Raw genomic sequence first — 20,081 nt, 5'->3', positions numbered from 1 at the left:
TTTGCCGCGGTATGGCTCAATCGTTGCGGGTGGATGCGGACCTGCTGCGAGCCCTGACCCCGGAACTCGCCGCCATCGCCGAAACGGCACAGCAGGAACTCGCGCGCCTGAAGGAAAGACTGGCGAGCGAGGGCAAGTGCTGGGGCCAGGACGAGCCGGGCCGGGTCTTCGGTGACAGCTACGAACCCGCGGCCGAGAAGGGAATCACCGGATTCGAGAACCTGGTCCACAATCTGCGCGGAATGAGCAGCAGCGTCGCGGACGCCGGCCACAACCTGCAGGATCAGGACCAGAACTTCGGCTCGCAACTCCGCGAGCAGGACCCGTTCTCCTCCGTCCCGGTTATCAGCCCCTCCTATGACCAACCGCTGTGGCAGAGCCCGGCGACCCAGCCCGTCGTCGCGCCGGATGTCATCGGCCAGGATTCCGCCCCCCGCACCGCCGCACCCGGCCGGACTCCCGACCCCGACGCCGTCCAGACATCGAACCAGTCCGGTTCTCAGCCGGGCAGCAACCCGGTGATGCCGGAGCAGCCGTACCCCGGCGAGTACGGCCCGAACAACAGTCCCGACCAGCAACCGTCTTCCAACTCCACACCCACACCATCGTTCCCCGACCGGCCGACGCAGAGCGCTCCGAACCCCGCCCCGAGCGCCCGGACACCGACGGCACCCACCGCTTCCGCACCTCCTGCTGCCGCACGTCCTGCCGCGACGCCACCCCCGGCCAACCCACCCGCCGCGACAGCGACCCCCAAACCAGGGGCACCCGACCAGGCAGCCGTGCGCCGCCCGCCGGAGAACCGATGGTCGCGGCCACCCGCCGATTCACCTTGGCTGCGAAACACCCCCGGCACGCCGTGGTCGCGCGGCGGCTCCACACCCGGCCAGGTCCCCCCTCCGCACCGCCGGGGTCCCCAGTCCGACGCGGCGAGACCGGCGAAATCCGGCAAGGAAGGCAAACAGCGCAAGCCGAAGCCGACCTCGACGCGAGCGAAGCGCTCCCGCGTGCGGACCGACCCCGATGCCGTGGCCGCCGCCGACGCGCTCGCGGCCCGCCGTAAGCTGCGGATCGCCGGATTCGGTACCTCCGGCGTAGCGAAGCCCACGGTCGAGGAGATCGCGGCTGCCGTCGACACCATCCTCGGCAAATACCCGTTCGTCCAGCCGGCCGGAATCGAGATCACCGATCTGCCGGATAGCGCCGTGTCCCGCGTGGTCTGGGATCGCGAGATCGTTGAGGGGGAAGAGCCGGTCCCCGGCGGATGGATCCTGCTCGACCGCGTGGCAGCGGCCAGTCCCGTGCTGCTGGCCGAGAAGGTCGGCGCCGCAATTCGGTCGGGCGAGCGTGTGGCCGGGTCCGAGGATCGGCCGATGTATGCGACCGTCGTGCGCGATCTCGGCCGGATACTCGAAGCGGGCGCTGGTCCCCATGTCCGGCAGTCGGCGCACCGGTCGTTGGTCATGGAGTACCGGCGCATCAGCGGTCCGTGGGACCGCGGCGACACTTTGGCGGAGGTCGTGCGCGGGTACCGCCAGTGGCGCGCCCAATTGATCCGGGCCTGCTTCCCAGACGGCCTTTTCGATCCGCTGACGGCGGTGGTGGAAGCGTTCACCGAGGTCGAATTACGTGGCGACAATGCGTGCGCACCGGCGAAAGTGCTGCACCGATTGCTCATCGAGCACGCACGCGGGCGATCGAGCGGCTAGTGGTACAGATCCCGGACTATTTTCCCGAGTGGCTGACCACCATGGTGCTGGGTCACTTTCCGGAGGGGGACCCGGAGGCAATGCGGCGCGACGGGGACGCCTGGTCGGACTCGGCGAACACGCTCGTGGTGGTGCTGCAGCGGACCCGGGCGGCGGCGGAGCGGTTGGACAGGGCGGTCGAAGGGGAGACCGGCGCGGCGATCCAAGAGCAGTACCGCAAGATCATCGCCCACACCCAGTCGCAGATCGAGTTCAACAACACCATGGCCAAGCAGTTGTACGACAACGCGACGGCCATCGAGTACCAGCAGTACGTCATCATCGGCATCGCGGGAGCGCTGCTGGCCCAGGTGATCATCGATATGGCGATGCCTCCGCCCGGCAGCATCGTGAAGGCGATCGCCGATCGCGCCGAGGCGAGAGCGGGGATGGAACTCGCCAAGCGCGACTTGGTGCTGGCCATGCTGGGAAAGGCCGCGCGGTTCGTCGCGGAGCATCCACGGCTGGCGCTCGCCACGAAAGGTGTGTTCTTCGGGACGGCCGTCGGTGGTGGGGTTCCCTATGTCGCGCAGCGCGTTCAGATGGCGCAAGGCCACCGGCAGGTGGTGGATTGGCAGCAGGTCAAGATCGGGGCGGCAGCAGGCGCCGTCGGTGGATTGGTCGGTGTCGAGGTCGGTCGTCGCGTCGCGCCCGCGGTGATGCGAGTGGGCGGCCGGGTGCTCGGCACCGTGGCCGCGGGCGGCGTGGGTGGTATGGCCGGTGGTCTGGCGGGCGGCCTGACCGCATTCGCTTTGACAGAGGGCGAACTGCGCGGCAAGGACCTGGCCACCATGGTGTGGACGGGGTTCGGCTCCGGCCTCGTCGGGTCGCTCGGGGCATCGGTGCGGGCGGCTCGGACCGGTGCGTACATGGGTTCGCCCGAACGGATCGCGTCGGAGAATCCGGCGCTGCCCCCGGACGCTGCCGGGCCACTGACCGGGATCTCCGCGCCCGGAGATGGTCAGCCGCCGCAAACGCTGGCGGCGAGTCCTGAAGGTATTTCCACCACCAGCGAGGTAGGCCCGCCGCAACCGGGGCGGCCCGCGGCCGGGTTCGATGGCTCCGTGCCGCCGCCGGACGGCCTGACTCCCGAGCTGATGGCGGAGGGCGAGCAGATCTTCCGCGATATGTTCGACAACGCGACGGTGTCGGAGCGCAACGACCTCGCCCGGTTCCTGGACAGCGACGGCCCTGGGCAGCTGCCGGACGGAAGCGGCGGAACCACATTGCCCGGGAACGCGCCGAACCACCCGTCGGGAGGGCCAGCGCATCCCTCGTCACCCTCGTCTTCTGGACGCGGCGGCCCCTTCCCCGCCTGGGGAGATACCGCAGTCGCACGTACCTCGTCCGCCGTGGTCCCACATCCCGAGGGCGGCTCGGCGACACCGATGCAGACCCGTCAGTTCCAGATCAGCGATCCTCAGGTCCGTCCGGACCAAAGGGGGATCACGGTGATCACCGAAGGAACCGTCGCCCAACCGGACACGCCCACGTTCGGCGCCGAAGTGCTCGCCGACGGGAGCGGTACTTATGAAAGTCCGTACATGATCAAGCACGGGCCTGACGGAAGCCTGTACATGGTGTCGCCGGAGCAGACGGCCGGTGGCACCGCTCAGGACACGACGGCACCCCCGCCTGCCGGTAAAACGCTGGAGGAAGGAACCACCGCCCCCGAGGAACATCCGCTCCTCGACGTCGACGCGGAATTCGCGCGCATGGCAGCGGAATTCACGGCGACCGCGGACAAGACGGATTCGAGCGATCCCACCGCCTCGGTGGATGCGCGGAAACAAGCCGTCGACGTCACGCCGCAGGCATCACCGACTCCCGATACGAGCAATCCCCAAGTACCGCCGAGCACACCGAAGCAAGAGGTCACACCAACGGCGGCGACCGCACGCCCCACCGCAGAGGCGAACAACCCAGTCGGTCATACGAACCCACCGCAGCCGGTTCCGGATGCCACGCCGTCGCCGACGCGCCCCGGAACCGACACGAACAGCTCCGGCACCCCCCCTGTCTCGTCGAAATCGGATACCGCCCCCACACCATCGGCGTCGACCGCTTCCGCCCCGGGCGCAAACAACTCCGCCACGCACCCCCCATCGTCCCCGGGCCATCCGCAGCCTCTTGGCCGCGGCGGGGCCGAAACGAGCGACCCTGCGCGACAGACGAGGTCACCGCAAGCCCCTTCTACCGCTTCCGCGCAAGCTACGGCGGGCAGAACACCCTCTGGCGCAACCCCGCCGAACCCCATCCCTTACGCCGCACCGGCGGCGCTGTCGGGTTACACACCGGATAGTTCTGCCACGCACACGAGCACGTCGACTCAACCCACAGGATTCCTGACAAACAACCCCGGAGAAACCCCCCAGCCAGCCGCAACGCCACCGGATCCCATCGCCGCGACCGGCCGTCCAGACGCCGACGAACCCGATGCAGATCCAGAGGAGTTCCCCACGCCACCGGGAACCGTCGTGGACGACCCCCGCGACCACAACGTCTGGAAAGACCCGCGGGAGCACAGCGTTTGGGAAGACCCCCGGGACCACAGCGTCCAGAAAAAGCCGGCGGGAGGTTACGTCACCATTCCCGGTGTCTCCTACCCGCTGGAGGACGAACCACCCGCCGACGCCATACCTGTCATCCCGCGCACACCCGCGCTGAGTCCGCTGCCTGTCGATTCCGTCGGCTTGGGCCGTGCCTTCCAGAACCCCGACAACCCCGACTCCGCGTCACCACGCCCTCCGGACATCGCCAACCCCCTGTCGGATCGCCACGTCGCCGCACCGGAAACCGGTCTGGACGCCGGGCTCGACAAACCGCCCGCGTCACCCACCATGGCCACGCGGTATGCCACCGAACCGAACCCCGGGACCCCCGGTGCTCCGCAGACACCCGCGGGGCCGCACCTGAACCCGCATTCCCTCGAGTATCACCAGGACCCCAGCCGTCTACCCGCCGTAGGCGGCGTTCCGCACCTCCAACCTGCCCCCCAACCGAGTGGAAAGACGGAGCATAAGCGCCTCATCGCCCAGATGGGTGGCGGCGACAAACCCCGACGGCGCAAGAAACAACCCTCACCCGAACCGGAGCCGACGCCCACACCACCACAGCCGACGCCCGAACCCCCGAGACCCACACCGAAACCGGATCCGCGGCCGAAGCCGAAGCCGAAGCCGCGTGGCCAGCCCTCCACACCGCCGGTCCCTGAGCAGCTGGTGGAGCGCGAGGGCGCCGAAGCGACCGGAGCGGTCGGTGCGAAAGGTCAGCGCGCCTCCACGACCGCGCGCGACGGCTCTGACCGTAAACGTCCGCATTCGGGTGTAAGTCCGGGAACGTCCGCAGGACAACCGGATCCGCGTTCGCTCCTGCAACGGGCACAGCAGGGCGACCCGGAAGCGTTCAACGAGCTGCGCGAGCAGTACGGACTCGACACCCTCCACCACGTGCGCCGGGCACTCGGGGTGTCCGAGTCGGAGTCGACCGACCAGGACGAGCAATTAGCGCAGGCGGCAGGGGCGATCAACGGCACCGTGTTCCGGTTCGCGGAACAACAGCGGTGGCCTGTCCCCGGAGGGGAGGATGTGGGCAGTTGGTTGCGCCGCGTCGCGGATGATGCGGTCATCCAATCCGGCGTCCTCGGGGGAATGCCGGACACAGCGGCGGCCGAATCGGCCGCGCCCACCGACCTGCACGAGGTCTCCACCGGAAGCCCCATTGCCATCGAGTCCGGTAACCCGGTGGACGCCACCACGGACGTGGGGCGTCCTGCCGCCCCGGTCGCCCAAGCAGTTGCCCTCGCGAACGAAACCGCGATCGGCCCGTCGTACGGCGCGCACGCGCCCGACGTCGAAAACGCGCCCCTGGCAACTCCCGACGATCAATTCGGCGATGCCGCGAATGATCAGCCCCCGGTCGACAACTCACCGGAGGCTGAACAGGGCGCCGACCAAGTTGTCGATGCGATGCGCCAGGCCGCGGAAGCGGTGCTCGCGGACTACTACGCCCGATCCGGACCCGATATTCCAGAGGCCGACCGGCTGAACAACATTCCGGCCGCCACGCTCGCGGAGATGCTCCGCAGCGAGGACCCAGCCGACGCCACGGCAGCGGTGATCGAGGTGATTCGCCGCGGCGAAGACAAGATCTTGCGCTGGACCCAGGTCGCCGCCGTGACGGAGATGCGTCGAGTCCCGGTGAACATGGACGCCGGAGAGGGCAAATCCCTTGTCTTCCTCGCCCATGCCATCCGCGAGGCCATCGAACACGGTGCCGTACAAGTCATCACCACCCGTGACAACCTCGCCAACCGCGAAGTTGCCAGATACGTCGCGGTTCTGGCCGAGTACGGCATCGATATCGTCCGCATGAATCCCGACCACGCCCCTCGGCCCCCCGAACCCGGCCGGCCCACCATCTACATCGGCACCCAGCAGGACGTCGGCTTCGCCGCGCTACGCGACAACTGGGTTCCCGGTCGCAGTGCGGCGATCGACGAGATCGACGAAGCCCTCATCCACGCCGACACCCAGTACATCCTCTCCGACGGCGCCGACCAGCTCGCCGACGCCGCCACCGCCGCCCAGGTCACCGATGCCCGCGATTTCCTCACCGCGGCACTGCGCGACAACCGGCTCACCGAAGCCGATTTCGGGCGCACCCCCGGCCAACGCGGCGGACCGGCGCGGCTGACCGAGGACGGTAGGCAAAAGCTGGAGCAACTGCTCGGTCGTGCGCCCACCGAGACCGAATCGACCCGCATCGCCATGGCCGCCGCAGCCCGGTGGGAATACGTGGAGAACGTGCACTACGTCGTGCACAACGACAGGGTGTTCATCATCGATCAGACCACCCACAAAGTCCTCTTCGATCCTCAGACCTCCTCCGAGAGCCGCTGGAACGGCGGCCTCGCGCAAGCCATCGAGGCCGAACACGGCTTGCGAATCCGCAACGACCCCGCCAGTTCGAAATCCATCACGGCGCAGCAACTGTTCAGCCAGGAGAACTACGACCACGTGACCGGCGCTTCCGGCACCGCCGAGGGTTCCGCCACTCAGCTACAGCAGCGCTACGGCATGGGCGAGGTCGCCAAGATCGACCGTTTCCACGAATCCCAGCTCATCGTCCACACCGACAGCATCTCCCCGGACGAGGCCTCGAAGCTGCGGACCGCCGCCGCCGATATCAAGGCCATGCAGGAAACCGGCCGACCGCAACTGGTCCTGGCCGACCGCAACGATCTCGTCGATCCGCTGTCCGCCCTCCTGGACGACCTCGATGTCGCACACACTGCCGTCGACGCGAAATGGTTCCTCGATCACGGCACCGATGCCGAGGCCGACCTGCAAGCGATCTTCGATCACGCTGGCGAACACGGCAAAGTCCTCGTCATCAACATGCAAGGCGCTCGCGGCGTCGACATCCCGATCTCCGACGCCATCCGCGAACTCGGCGGCCTGCACGTCATCGTCACCGGCCGTTCCGCCCGCTCCCGCGACATCGACATCCAGGCCGAGAACCGCTCGGCCCGCAACGGCGACCCGGGCAGCGCCCGCTACTACACCTCACCCGAAGACGACCTCTACGCCTTGTCCCCTCATCCGCTCGTACAGACTGTCGTCGTCCAGTACACCCAAGCGGCCGCCGAACATCAGACCCAACCGACCCACGAAACCGAGAGCGCGCTCACCCAGGCCGAAGACTACCTCCGCGCCCTCGTGGACCCGCTCCAAGAAGTCGCGGCTCTCGTACACCAGCACGCTCATTCCCCCACCGACCACACCACCGACACCACCCCCCGCGGACCACCCGCCGCACCTGCCGACCAAAGCTCCCGGCAACCACAACACCCGCCGCCTATCGGTTTCCAGCCGCCCAGCTTCCCGCGGCAGGATGCTGCGGAGCAGTCGCCCCGCGCGGACGACTCCCCCGCGCCCACCTCCATCTCGGATGCCAGTACGGCTGTCACACAGCACGCGTCCACCGACATCGAGCAGCCGCGTCAGGCTCCCGAAGAACAGCGCTTCCTCGACTGGTACCGAGGGCGGCTGGCTGATCGATCAGGACTGCCCCGCCAAAGCCTGGCGGAGTATGTCGAAATGCGCCACCTCGAGCTCGAACAGGTGCGACGATGGCTGACCCGAGCGGGTATCGAGGCGAGTAATCACGCGGCGGAGCCGATCGGGCAGCTTCCGTGGCCGGGCGACGGCGACAAGACGACGTGGCTATCCGGAATGCGCCGATATCTCGGGGTAGCACCAGTGGAGATGGACGCACTGGTAGATGCGGCGCATGGCACCTGGGAGGAAATCGAGCGGGGAACCCGGGACCTCGAACTCGAGCAGATCAGGGCCTTGCTACGTCGGGTGCCACACGCCCGGAGAATGTACGCGGATGCGTCATCCTATTATCCGGAGCTACTCACCGGCAACGGCGCTGCCGCATATCCTGAAGGCTATCCGGATATCGGGAGATACATTCGATCCCTGCGCACCGAATCCGGCCTCTCGAAGGAGGACTTGGCTGCTGCGGTAGGCAAGTCGAGCGGCACGGTCGAGAAATGGGAGATAGGAGATATCTGGCCTCCGGCAGCAGCGGTTCAAATCATCACCGAAAACGCGCCGTTCTCGCACAATGCCGCGTATGACGAACTTGCGGAGTGTTTTACATATCTTCCCAGGGCCACCCTGATATTCCCTGACCCGCGTGCCACCGCCTCCTTCGGCGAGTATATCCGATATTTCCTCCGAGTGAACCACACAAAGGACGCTGACGCTGCGCGCGTTTTCGGACTCACACGGGTGCACATCGGGCGTCTCAAAAAAGGCGCAGAGATAGACGAATTGGCGATGCTGCAAATCTACCGTGGTGTGCTGCGGGAACGCGGGGTCGACCGATGGAATGACCTGGGCGAGGCGTGGGGACTCACCTACCGTATGGACCCGGCAGGCGAGACCGTTCCCGACCCCGCATTTTTCCCGACAGTCCACGATTGGCTGGCCGCGGTACGTCTTTACTACGGAATGAGCCGGTCGGAGTTCGCCTCACGAATCGGAATAACGAAGAACACGGTCGCACGACGAGAGACGCGAACCACACCGAGCGTTGTGGCTCTACGGCAACTTCGGGACGTTCTCGAGAGTCTGGACGAGCAACTACCGGGAGAACCCTTCACAAACGACACTCTGGTGAAGGCCTTGCAGCAATTCTACGCCCGCCAGGACGTGGGAATCGGAGAGGAAGAAGATACTCGCCTACTCTGGGACCTGATCGCGACTCGCCCCGGCTCTCCCGAGGAGCGGGAGATTCGAAGCCGGATTCTGGAAAAATATCTCTGGATCGCGGAGGCAGCGCCTCGGTATTGGACAGTCCCGAGAGAAGATTACCAAGACCTCGTCCATCGAGCCCTCGAGGCCATCGCGGCGGCGGCCAGTACCTTTGTTCCGCCCGGCGAATTCCCCCGGGCCGCCATGGCGAATGCTCGCTGGGCCATGAAATACACCTACTACAAGCAAATGTATCCGAACTTCGGTTCGAAGGATTTCCAACTGGTCTACACCGTGGATACGTACATCAGGAATCGTACCGATGTCCCCGGATCAGCCGAGCCGGATGACGCCGAGATCAGTGCGGCTCTCGGATTGGATCTCGCCGTCGTCAAGCGGGCGAAGCAGTGGATCCAGCTGCGCAAACCGGTATTCCTGGATCATTCGAATCACAGCACCGACCGAGACGGGAGTGACGACACATCCCCGGTGGACATCGCGGCACCCGAGGGCACCCATTCCCCTTCGGGAGAACTCTTGGACGACGACTTCGCGGCGAAGCTGAGACAAGCCCTGCCCGACCTGTCCGAGGCTGCGCGGCGCGCCGTGCTGCTCTACCTCATCCAGGACATCTCGCTGGCCGAGATGTGCACGCGACTGGATATCGGAACGGAATCGGCTCACGGCCTGATAGCGAGGGCCACCGAAAGCATCCGGCAGGTCTACGTCGCCGAACGCGATGGTGACCCCGCCCCGGGACAGGACGACAGGGCTCACGATGATCCGGTAGCGGGCCAGTTCGCCCCGATCCGTGCGTCTCTCTCCGATTTCCCGGACGGACACATCGAGGCCGCCGAAGCGATGCTGGCCGCGCTGCTGGCGTCGACTCATGGGCGTACACGGGTGTGGCACGGCCTTTTCGGAGAGCCGGGATACCGGTGGGTAGTAGTCGAGGTGATCGAGGAATTCGACGCGACGTTCGACGTTGCGTCCGAACCAGCGCTGCCCGTGCGTGACGCACCCGGCGAATCGACGGAATCGGGCCGGCTCACAGCCTTGCTCGACGAGAACGCCGCAGCTTGGGGCTACGAGTTGAATCACCTCGGGCAGCACGCCCGCAGCGGACACGGAGGAAGAAGGAAGAGGTGGTTCAAGCTTTTCGAATCTCCCGGGCAGGACGACCCGTCGAATGTGCTGCCCGACCCGATCGTGAAGCTGAAATTCGCACACGAGTCGGTGCCACGTGGAGTCGGGACCTCGCGCCATGCCGCCCACGAGGTGCTGACCGGCGCGGGCTGGCAGGACACCGACCAGATCGAAGACGTGGAGCTTTCGGTGACCGAGTTGGTCACCAATGTGCACGTGCACGAAGCGGGGGACGCCGAGGTCCGGTACTGGTTGTTCGACGACGTGTTGCGGGTAGAGGTCGCCGACGAGAGCCGAGGTTTGCCGAAGTGGCAGCCGGAGAGCAACTTCGCCGCTCTGAAGGACACCGCCCAAAGCAGCCCTGACGATGCGTCGGCCGAATTCGACGTGGACGACTTCCTGAATGCCATCGATCTGGACGCGCTGATGGCGGGTCGGCGAGAACCTGGCATGCGTGGCCGCGGTTACGGGCTGCTGGACGACATCGCCGCCGCGTGGGGCGTAGACCTGGTCCGCACCGGGGGCAAGACGATCTGGTTCGAAGTGCGGCGGAACATCCCACCGGGCACGGCCCAGACCGACCCCGGAACCCCAGCCGCCTCCCCGGCGGCTCCCCAGCTCCCTTCGGACCCACGATCCGGCCAGGTGTCGGCTGAACGTGGTGAGCCAACCAGCAATCCGGCTCGGTGGTCCAGCACGCGCGCCGGGCATCCGGGAGCAATGGCGGACCATCCCAGTGGGTACGGACCGGACACTCCCGGGCGGGAAGCCTGGGACGTAGGGGCGGTGCCGCCGCGACGCGGACAGAGATTCGACCCGGGCTTGGTCCATGCCATCGGCTCGAACCCGGAAGGATGGGCGGTCGGTGGACACGGTCCCCAGCCCGAACCCTCATCCGGGCTCGCCGGAGCGAACCGGCAACCAGTCCCCCGCGAAGACACCATCACCGGCCCACCTGCCCACAACACACAGTTCACGGTGCGTGAAGGTCGTGACGCCCGGGACGAATCGGCACGGTTGCGTGCGGGCTCGCACGCCTGGGATCAGCTGAATGAGCTGCTGTTCGACTGGCCCGCCGACAAGGTCGACGACATAGGGCTGGAACTCGCTGAGCGTGTGGTGACCGCCCTGGAGGACAGTCATGACGGCGCCGTTCGGGTTGTAGTGGAGGAAAGCGGTAGCCCGGGTGATCGCCTTGTACGTGTGACAGTGGGTGATTCGACCTTCGAATCACGGGAAGCTCACGAGCTGCCGCAGTGGCTGGCCGAGATCATCGAACCAGTACGTCACCTGCGCTTGAACGTCCCAGGGGAGCTCGCTATCGCAGTGCGTTTTCGCGACATCCCCAAGATCGCCAAAGCACTCGCGCCGCACAACCATCTGGGTGCCCCGGCAGAGGTCGCACAGGACGATATCGACCGCGGATTGCGTCATCGGGCGCGGATAAATCGCGGGAGATTGCACGCGTCGTTGCGCAATGTGCTGGCCGAGCCCACGGTGTACAGGTCCGGCGACTCCGTCGTGGAACTCAATATCTACCCGTTCTGGGACCAGGATTTTCGGAGCGGGCTGAGTCAGCTGAACCTGACCGGACGCGACGATCGAACGCTGCCGCTCGATGAATTCGTCGACGCCATAATCACAGACCTCGAGCAACGCAGGCAATCAGCCGAGGCGGACGACCAGCCGCAGCAAGTCCCCCACCCCACTACGTCCTCCGCATCCTCGCCCGACAGCGCAGCTGACCCTCGCCTCGTGCCACCACAGGTGAACGCACCCGATGTCGTCCATGACGACCGCGCTGCGACACCGCCCAGCCTCGGCGCCGCGCCCACTCCAGAGGGCGGATCGGCACACTCCGCATCCCACCTGGGTGCGCCGGACAATGCTGAACCACAGGCCGGGCTGCGTTCCGACCCTCTCACTGCGCACTTCGACGTGCGGCAGGTGCTCGACCAGATCTCCCAGCGATTGGGCTTCGACGGCCGCGGCGGTGCCACCTTCGATGCCGACGGCCTGACACAGCCGGAGATCGAGGTCTATCAAGAGCAGTTCGCTTTGCTGAGCGGAGGTGCGGGCGCGTTCCATGAACAGGTCATCGAGCAGATGCGCCAGGCTGCCCGACAGGCCCCGCTGGACCGGTACGTCAACAGGTACGGCTTGAACACCCCCATCGACGAATTCCACCCTCCCGAAGGAATCGCAGGAGAAGTCGATCGTGACGGAGTGCTGGAAGCCAACGTCTACGCAACCGAACGCACGCCGAGCGGGACGGTGATGTTCGGCCACATGATGGACGCGATAGGCCATCACGTGCGAGGTATCCGTGGAGTCTGGGAGGTCGGTCTTGGAGAACGCGACAACCTCGACACGTTCAACGCGCTGATCCAGGATCTGTGGTGGTCCCCGGAGGATGCGGCGCGCGGGACCTTCACCGGAAAGATCGCCGCCCGTTACGGGTTCACCCATGTCTCTTTCGAAGGACTGATCGGCTCTCTCGGTGACTATTCCCACGTCCGGGTGCTGTTTACCAAACCAGCCAGGGAAGCGACCGAGTCCGAGCAGCTTGATGACAGCGAGGTTCCGACGCCCGGCCGGCGAGCCGGAGGCGGTGCGGCGTCATCTCCACGCGAGCAACCGCATTTCCACGACGACGTCGATCCACACGCGGTACTCGATATCCCGGTCCGGAACCGGCGTTTCGGCCGCCGGGTGGGACCCGACCTCCGCGTCTTCCACCACGACGAGAACGATCCGCTGGGCCGGCCCTACGGGCAAGCCGTACCACCTAGCCCGCCCGCAGCGGGCCTACCGTCACCCACCGCACCGGCCCACGGGACCGAACGCTCCACGCCCGCGGGGAACGATGATCGGCTCAGGCAACAGGCACCGGCGAATGCCCTGCCGCCGGAGGGTGATTTCTCGGCGGGGCAGTTGCTGGCGGCGGTCGATTCCGCACTGCTGGAATTGGTTCGCGAAGGCATCACAGCAGAACGTGACGCCGCCCTCCTGGACACCGGCGCGGCCGCCGAACCCGCCGACCTAGCCCGCTTCCGACGCCTGGACGACATGCTCGGGCACCTAGACGAGTTGCAAGCGGTGCTAGCGCAAACGGAGGTGACCATCGCACCGGATCGGCTTCGGTTGCTGGTCCACCATTTCCACGCCACCGCGGAATGGCTCGCCGCCCTGACCGACGCCTACCACGCCACCGACGGACAAGTACACCCCGACCTCCAGCAACAAAAACAGCACGCGACGCAGTCATTGGACCGCTACCGGACCGCCGACCAACGCATCGAGCAGATCATCGCCGCGCTGAAAGCCGCACCAACAGAGGCGCAACCGAGCCTCGGGTTCTTCAGCCTGCTGACCACCGTCGACGCGGACTCCCTCCGGCTGGTACGCGAAGGCATCGCCGCCCAGCACCACACCACCACCCCGAACTCCCCGGACACAGACGCCCAGGCGGCACAACACCAGAAACTTCAGAACATCCTCGCCCACCTCGACGAGTTGATGGCCGCGATGCGCCAGGCCAACACAACCCTCCCCCGCGAACGCCTCACCCTCCTGGTCCACCACTACAACGCAGCCAAAGAATGGCTGGCCGCGCTGACAGACGCCAACAACACGGCAAACGGACAGATCTACCCGGACCTCCCGAGGAAAATCCGAGCGGCAACCGAAGCCCTCGACCGCTACCGCACCGCCGACACCCGCGTCACACAACTCCAAACCGCGCTCGACGAGACCGAGCCGGGCGATATCGAGTCCGGCCGTCGTGGTCCGGCGGAGGCGGGCAGCGCTTCGGCGAACGCGTCGCCCGTCGTACCTCCGGCGCCGGCGCAGGACGGCCCGCCGCAGACCGACATACCGCGCGAGCGGCTGGACGCGTATATCCAGCTCGGGCAACTTCAGCCCGGGACACCCGAGCACGAACGCTTGGCCGCCGAGGTCGATCGACTCGACGCACTGGCCCACCGTTGGCTCACGTTGGAACTCAGCGCGCTCGCCTTGGAACATCGACTGGCCGCACCGGACCTCTCCTCCGCCGCTGTGGCCGACCTGACCCGTCGACGCGACGAATTGCGGGCCGAGGTCGATCGCGCGGGCCGCGCGCTGGCCCCGAGGCACACCGGCCCAGCGGCTCTGCGTGGGACGCCTCCTGAGGCGCGTTCCGACTCGATGATGCAGCCCGAAGAGGCGCGTCTGGCGTTTCAGGTGGTCAACGACCGCTACGGACGACAAGTCGTCACCATTCCCGCCGATGTCCGAGACGGGGCTCTGATCCACTCCCGAGGAGACCTCGCGCAGGCAGTGGGTGAGGACAACCTGCACCAGTTCACCTCGTTGACCGAAGCTTACGACCTCATCGACCAGATGCCCGCCAGAGCGACAGCGATCGTGCGAGCGCTGTATGTCGCCAATACCGACGGGGTGCTGGTACTCACCAAGGACAGCGGTGGACCGGTCATCCAGATCAATCCCGCTGTAGCCCAATTGAAGTCGATCGATCGCGCCATGGGGGCAACTCGTTTCGACTCCTTCGTTCGCAAAACCTGGGTCGCCCTGTTCGACGAGAACGGTGTACTGATCCCCCCTCCGGAGTCGAGCCCAGGCGAGGGCACCACTGCGTCACCCGGACCAAGCACACCGAGTCCGACGACCAGTCCGCCGCAGCACCCCCTCGCCGTCACGCCTTCCGCATCCACGCAGGGTGGCATACCTGACCCGCGCCTCGCGCCGCCGCAGGTGAACGAATCCGAGTCAGCCGAGTGGCGGGATCATTACGAAGTCGATCTGGTCTCGGCGGCCGGTGTGAGCGACCGAGGCGGGCGAACCGGCGAACAGCACAACGCGAACGAGGATTTCTTCGCGGTCGAGACTGCGGATGTCGGTGGCGAGCGGTGGACGCTGGCCGCGGTCGCCGACGGTGTGTCCGGCCAGGGACACAGTGAAGAGGCATCGCAGGCGGCCGCCGAAGCAGCCGTGGCTGTTCTTCATGCGGCGGGCCGCGTCGCAAACGGCGGCGGGCCGGACCCTACCGCGACTGCGAAAAAGGCACTCGAGGCTGCTCACCGAGCCGTTCGCGATCTGATCTCGGAGAAATACGCCGATTCCGATGTCCCGCCTGCCACCACACTGGTGCTGACCGTCGCTACTCCGACAAAGCTCATCACTTTGTCGCGCGGCGATTCACCCGCGTTCTGGATCCCCCACGATGGTGGCCCCGCGATCGAATTGACCGCGCCCGACCCGGCCATCGTCGAACTGGCGGAAAGCCTCGGGATGACCGTGCACGCGCTGAGGCACTCCTGGCTCGCCTCGAATTTGAACGACTACCTGGGTGACATCGAGTTGAGTGACCCGCATCCGAGGTCATTCGACGTTCCCGGAGACGGATTCGTGGCGCTGTTCTCGGACGGGGCCGTCAATATCTACTACGAAGACGAGTCGAGCGCGGACACACCCGAACAACGAATCGCCGACACACTGCGACAGAAGCTGGCTGAATCGTCAGGGAGCCTGCTCGGCGCATCGCGATTGTTCGTCCAGCACGCCATCGCCAATGGTGAATACGACAACGTCACCGCCGTACTGATCGGCACGCCCTCCACCGAGACCGGAACCGCGAAATCCGGGCTCGCGGCGACCGCACGTGACGACGGATCCGCTCCGACGAATACCGACACCGGACAGGCCTCGGCGCTCCCGACGCATCGCACGCCCGGTGCCACGCCATGGGCGGGAGCCGAGAACACCGAGCAGGGTCCTTCGTCGAGCACACCGTGGGGTCCAAGCGCTCCGGAACAACCCGGCCAGGTTCCCGTCGACCCTCGAACCCCATGGCGCAGCGCCCGCGAACACGACCCGTTCGCCCCCACCCGCCTCGGTGTCGCCGGCTGGAACCGGCGGACTCGCCGGATGAACCCGATCCTGGCCGTCCAACGCAACAAAGACATCCCGGACGATCCCGTGCACGGCGTCCGCAACAGGCAGCGCTCAGCATCCGACGCACCGCCCTCGACCGACGAACGACGAACCGGCCACGACATTCCCGAACATCGGCAGCCGCTGCCTGCTGGTGGTGCGTCTACCGGCGCGGAGACCGACCTGCCACCGGTACCGGATCTGCTCACCTCCTCCCACTGGGAGTTGCGGAATTGGGCGACCGCGCTGTACGTCGAGGACGCGGAGGCGCTCATCGCCGATATGCATGCCAGGAGCACCGCGCACTTGAAGGCTCTCGCGCGGGGTGAGCCGCCGCCCGTAGCGGAGATGATCGGCACGGCACGGGCATTGAACGTGCTGGTATGGGAGCAGAGCCGTCGAGTCTGGGAAGACATCCCCCTCCGAGGTCTCGGGGACTACGCGACGCTGTTCGACGTCGGGCGAGAGTTGGCCGCCCGCCTGCCGGAAGCCAGGGAACTGCACGCCGCGGCGAGCGCGGTGTTCGACGTCGCGGGGTCCTTGCCCAGGCATGCTTTCAGTGACCTACCGACGCGATGGAAGAACAGTGACGGCGAACTCAACTTTCTGCACACTCTTCCCCAGCACGTGGGACGCATGGCCCACTACATGGAACGTGCGGTGGGGCAAATACCATGGTCCGCGGAGAAGGTCTATCGAACCCGGGATCTCACCCCGCGCATCGAACACATCGGACGCACCGCCGCCGCCTTGGCGCAGATATCCGGCCTTTCTCACCATCTCGAAGAGATACCCAGAAACGACGGGACGGATTGGTCCGAGTACATCGATGGATATTTGGTTGCCCGGCTGGAAACCGAATTCGACCCGAGTTTGATCCGAGCCCTCCGGTCATTGCCGTCGGACGCGAGGGCGTTCGAGCAGGCGAAGACCGGCTCGAATGGGGCTTTCGCCGCCGCGGCAGCAGCCTACTTGCCCGCGTTGACCAGGGTCGCCGAGCACTACCTGACCCACAGCCGCAACGGTTCGTATGCGTTCGATCTGTTGCGCCGAGCAGAGGAAGCGTTCAGTGCGACGGCAGCGCGCCTGGGCGCTTCACAGTCCGCGGATGACGCTGCCCGCACGATAGGAGCCCTCTACAAGCAGATTGCCAAATTCCACGACGAGCGAGATGGCTACGAGGTCATTATTGCGTGCAATCACGCTCTCGCGCACTTCCACAACCCGGCAGTCGCCGAATCGATCGAGCGACTTCTGCGAGAACTCCACTCCATCGCCGCGGAAGGCAGTGGGGCCCGTTCGGAGACGCCGCAGGCATCCGGCGACGGATTCGCGAATCCGCCTGTCGGTAAAACGGAGTCAGCGCCGGGGCCTCGACAGAGAACCCCGTGGAGCAGTGATCGCGTCCCGACCCCATCCGACATCGACAAAGCACCCACCGAGCAGGCAACCTCGGGCGATCCCGAGTCCGCGGTCAACGCCACGACTCTCGGAGCGACTCCTTGGGGTCGAATTGGGCAGAAGGCGGCCGAAGGGGCCATTGCGCACGACCAACCTGCCTCCGATCTCGACGACCACGCATCCCACGACCATCGAACGCTCGAGTCGGACGACGTGAACGCGCCGGAGCAGGAGCACCGGCGGAACGAGGCGTCGACCCCCGCTGCACCGATCTCGCGCGAAAGGCCGAGCGACGCGGCGTTGGAAGCGTGGCATCGCTACCTCGATGCGGAGCAGGCTGCCGATGGGCGGGCGCGAGAACTGCTCGTGGAGGCCGAGCAGCGCACCACTGACGCCGCAGAGCGAGCCTACACCAGACGTTTCGCCGAAAATGAGCGTCGCATGGGCGCCCTCGCCGCCGAGTTGGGAGTACCGCTGGATCGGCTCCGGGCGTTAATGGCCGAGGAGCTGCGGCAGGTATTCGACGGTGAGATCGTGACTCGGACCAAGGCGGGATCGTTGCGAGCCATCCTCGAAACCGGCAGGTTCAAAACGGAATTCGACTTCGTCGGGAAACGCGGGATCGGACGGGCTCTGTTGGCAGACCGTGCGATGCTCGAGCAGGCTTTGTTCGGATACCCACCCGACCTTCCAGCGGAGTCACGACCGATCTACGGGTTCATTCGCACCGCGCCGTCCTATCGAGTGACGGCAGGCGATGCCCTCGCCCAGTACGGCGACATCGACATCGTCTTCAAAACCACTGTCGAGGAACGAACAACGGCCAACGTCGGCGACACCAAATCGGTCGCGGCGATCCCCAGCAAGGTCACCGACCCCCAGCCCGAGTCGTTCGCCGCCACCCCATCTGGTCACAGAACACTGGGCTATCTCGGACTGGAGGGCATCGACCGCGACTACGCCGGAGACAGATTTACTGCCAACAGCTATATCGAGGCACAGGTGCATGGCGCCACGGTCGCCGACATCGATTACGTCGTATTCCACGCGTCTGCGCCGGACCAGCACCTGCGAGAGCTGCTGGAACACGCGGGCATTCCGTGGTCGCACTTCTTCCGTCACCCGAGCGTGCCGTCGAGGACGATGCAGGCATCCGGGCTGCCTCGAGCGGCGGAGCCGGATGCGAGAGCATCCGAACCGCAGACCCCGGACCGTTCGCCTCGATCGACGCGGTCCGCAGCCCTGATCGGAACCATGGGCGTCCCCGACCCCGAAGAACCCATCGACGGCGTCGGCAGGGCGTCCGACCGCGGCCGCACACCGGGACCGAGACACGAATGGGCAGAGCAGCTCGGCGAACTGAACGCGACCGGCGGGGGATGGCCTCGGGGAGGCGGACGATCCGAACCGCTGGACTCACTCAGGACCGGTGCGCGTGGTTCTGAGCGCGGCGACAGGGCCGAGGGCGACGGTCGAGCCCAAGCGCCCCGGGATCTGAGCGCGCTGTCCAAGGAAGCACACGCGGCACTCGACACAGCGGGCGCCGAGCTGCGCGACGTCGGTTCGGCCGACCAGATCGCCGAGCAGCTGATGCGGGATGGACTCCCCGGACAGACCGCGGTGGTACTGGAGCGCATCGATGGCGTGGACCGCGCCAGAACGCTGGTGTACGACGGCCGCAGAGTCATCGAAGTGCGCGATCCGAATACCGACGACGGCATGATTCACGAATTCGTACCAGGGTCGGGCGCTACGGAGCAGACGCGTGCACTGGTGTACTCGCCGGTGGATGAGGCGGATCGCGTCGAGGCGGAACAGGCTTTGGGCAGACTGCTCGGCCGGCACGACTCCGACAGGTTCCCAGAGCACTTTCCCGACGGCATTCCCGACCGGCCCACCCGCGCGGCTACGGCACTGGACTTCGATCGGCCCCGCACCATCGACGGACCGTTGCAGGAAAACGAATGGTCGACCTTGGCGAAGTTGTATCCCACCGAGGTGTCCGGCTCGCGGGGAGCGCCGCAATCGGCCCGCGCCGAGGCACGTGAGGTGTGGAGCAACCGTTACTTCCCCCGGGAACCCGTTCCAGCTTCCGAAACACCCGCCCAACATTTGGCTCGCCACGCCGATGTCGCGATCGCCACGTACTCGAACACTTACCGCGCCGGCGAGAACGACGGCATCCACGGATGGGTGGATCAGGAGGGTGTCCTCCTATTCCAGATCGGCGCGGCAGAGGGCACGCCTTCGGGCCAACAGATGTTCCGAGATTTGATGGCCGAAATCGGATCCCACGTGCGTGCGATCCGTGCTCCATGGTCGGTGGGCGACAGGTTCTCCGACAATATCGACACCTTCAACGCGTACAGACAGGATCTGGGGCTTTCCCCCGAGGATGCGGCACGCCGGACGTTCACCGGCAAGATGGCCGGTGGCATGGGATTCACCGAGGTGACCGTCAACCATCTGATCGGCCCCGTCGGGGAGCACCTCATCGTCGATGTGACGTTTTCCAAGCCCACCCACTCACCCATGTCGGCAGGCCGGCCGGGCGGCGTATCGGCGCAGCAGATCGATGCGACTG

Annotated in this window: 2 protein-coding genes (1 of these 2 only partly in view); both read left to right on the top strand. The window is 66.3% G+C overall.

Annotation, left to right across the window (positions count from 1 at the left end):
- Nucleotides 1–11 precede the first annotated feature (11 nt).
- Nucleotides 12–1,709 carry a hypothetical protein gene (locus tag K8O92_09050; protein ID UAK34020.1) on the top strand — a complete coding sequence of 566 codons (1,698 nt, stop codon included), beginning with the start codon at nucleotides 12–14 and terminating at the stop codon, nucleotides 1,707–1,709.
- Nucleotides 1,709–20,081, top strand: partial view of an alpha/beta fold hydrolase gene (locus K8O92_09045; protein UAK34019.1) — the 5' portion only. 23,807 nt of this gene lie beyond the right edge of the window; only the first 18,373 of its 42,180 coding nucleotides appear in the window; its start codon is at nucleotides 1,709–1,711; the stop codon falls past the right edge of the window. The genes K8O92_09050 and K8O92_09045 overlap by 1 nt, the downstream gene beginning before the upstream one ends.

Origin of the sequence: Nocardia asteroides, assembly GCA_019930625.1 — a bacterium.
Classification (GTDB): domain Bacteria; phylum Actinomycetota; class Actinomycetes; order Mycobacteriales; family Mycobacteriaceae; genus Nocardia; species Nocardia sputi.
The sequence above is the reverse complement of the archived record's forward strand: the minus strand, read 5'-3'. Positions and strand labels throughout refer to the sequence as shown.

Coding starts and splice junctions, on each gene's coding strand:
- K8O92_09050 (UAK34020.1), top strand. CDS start 12: ATGGCTCAATCGTTGCGGGTGGATGCGGACCTGCTGCGAGCCCTGACC.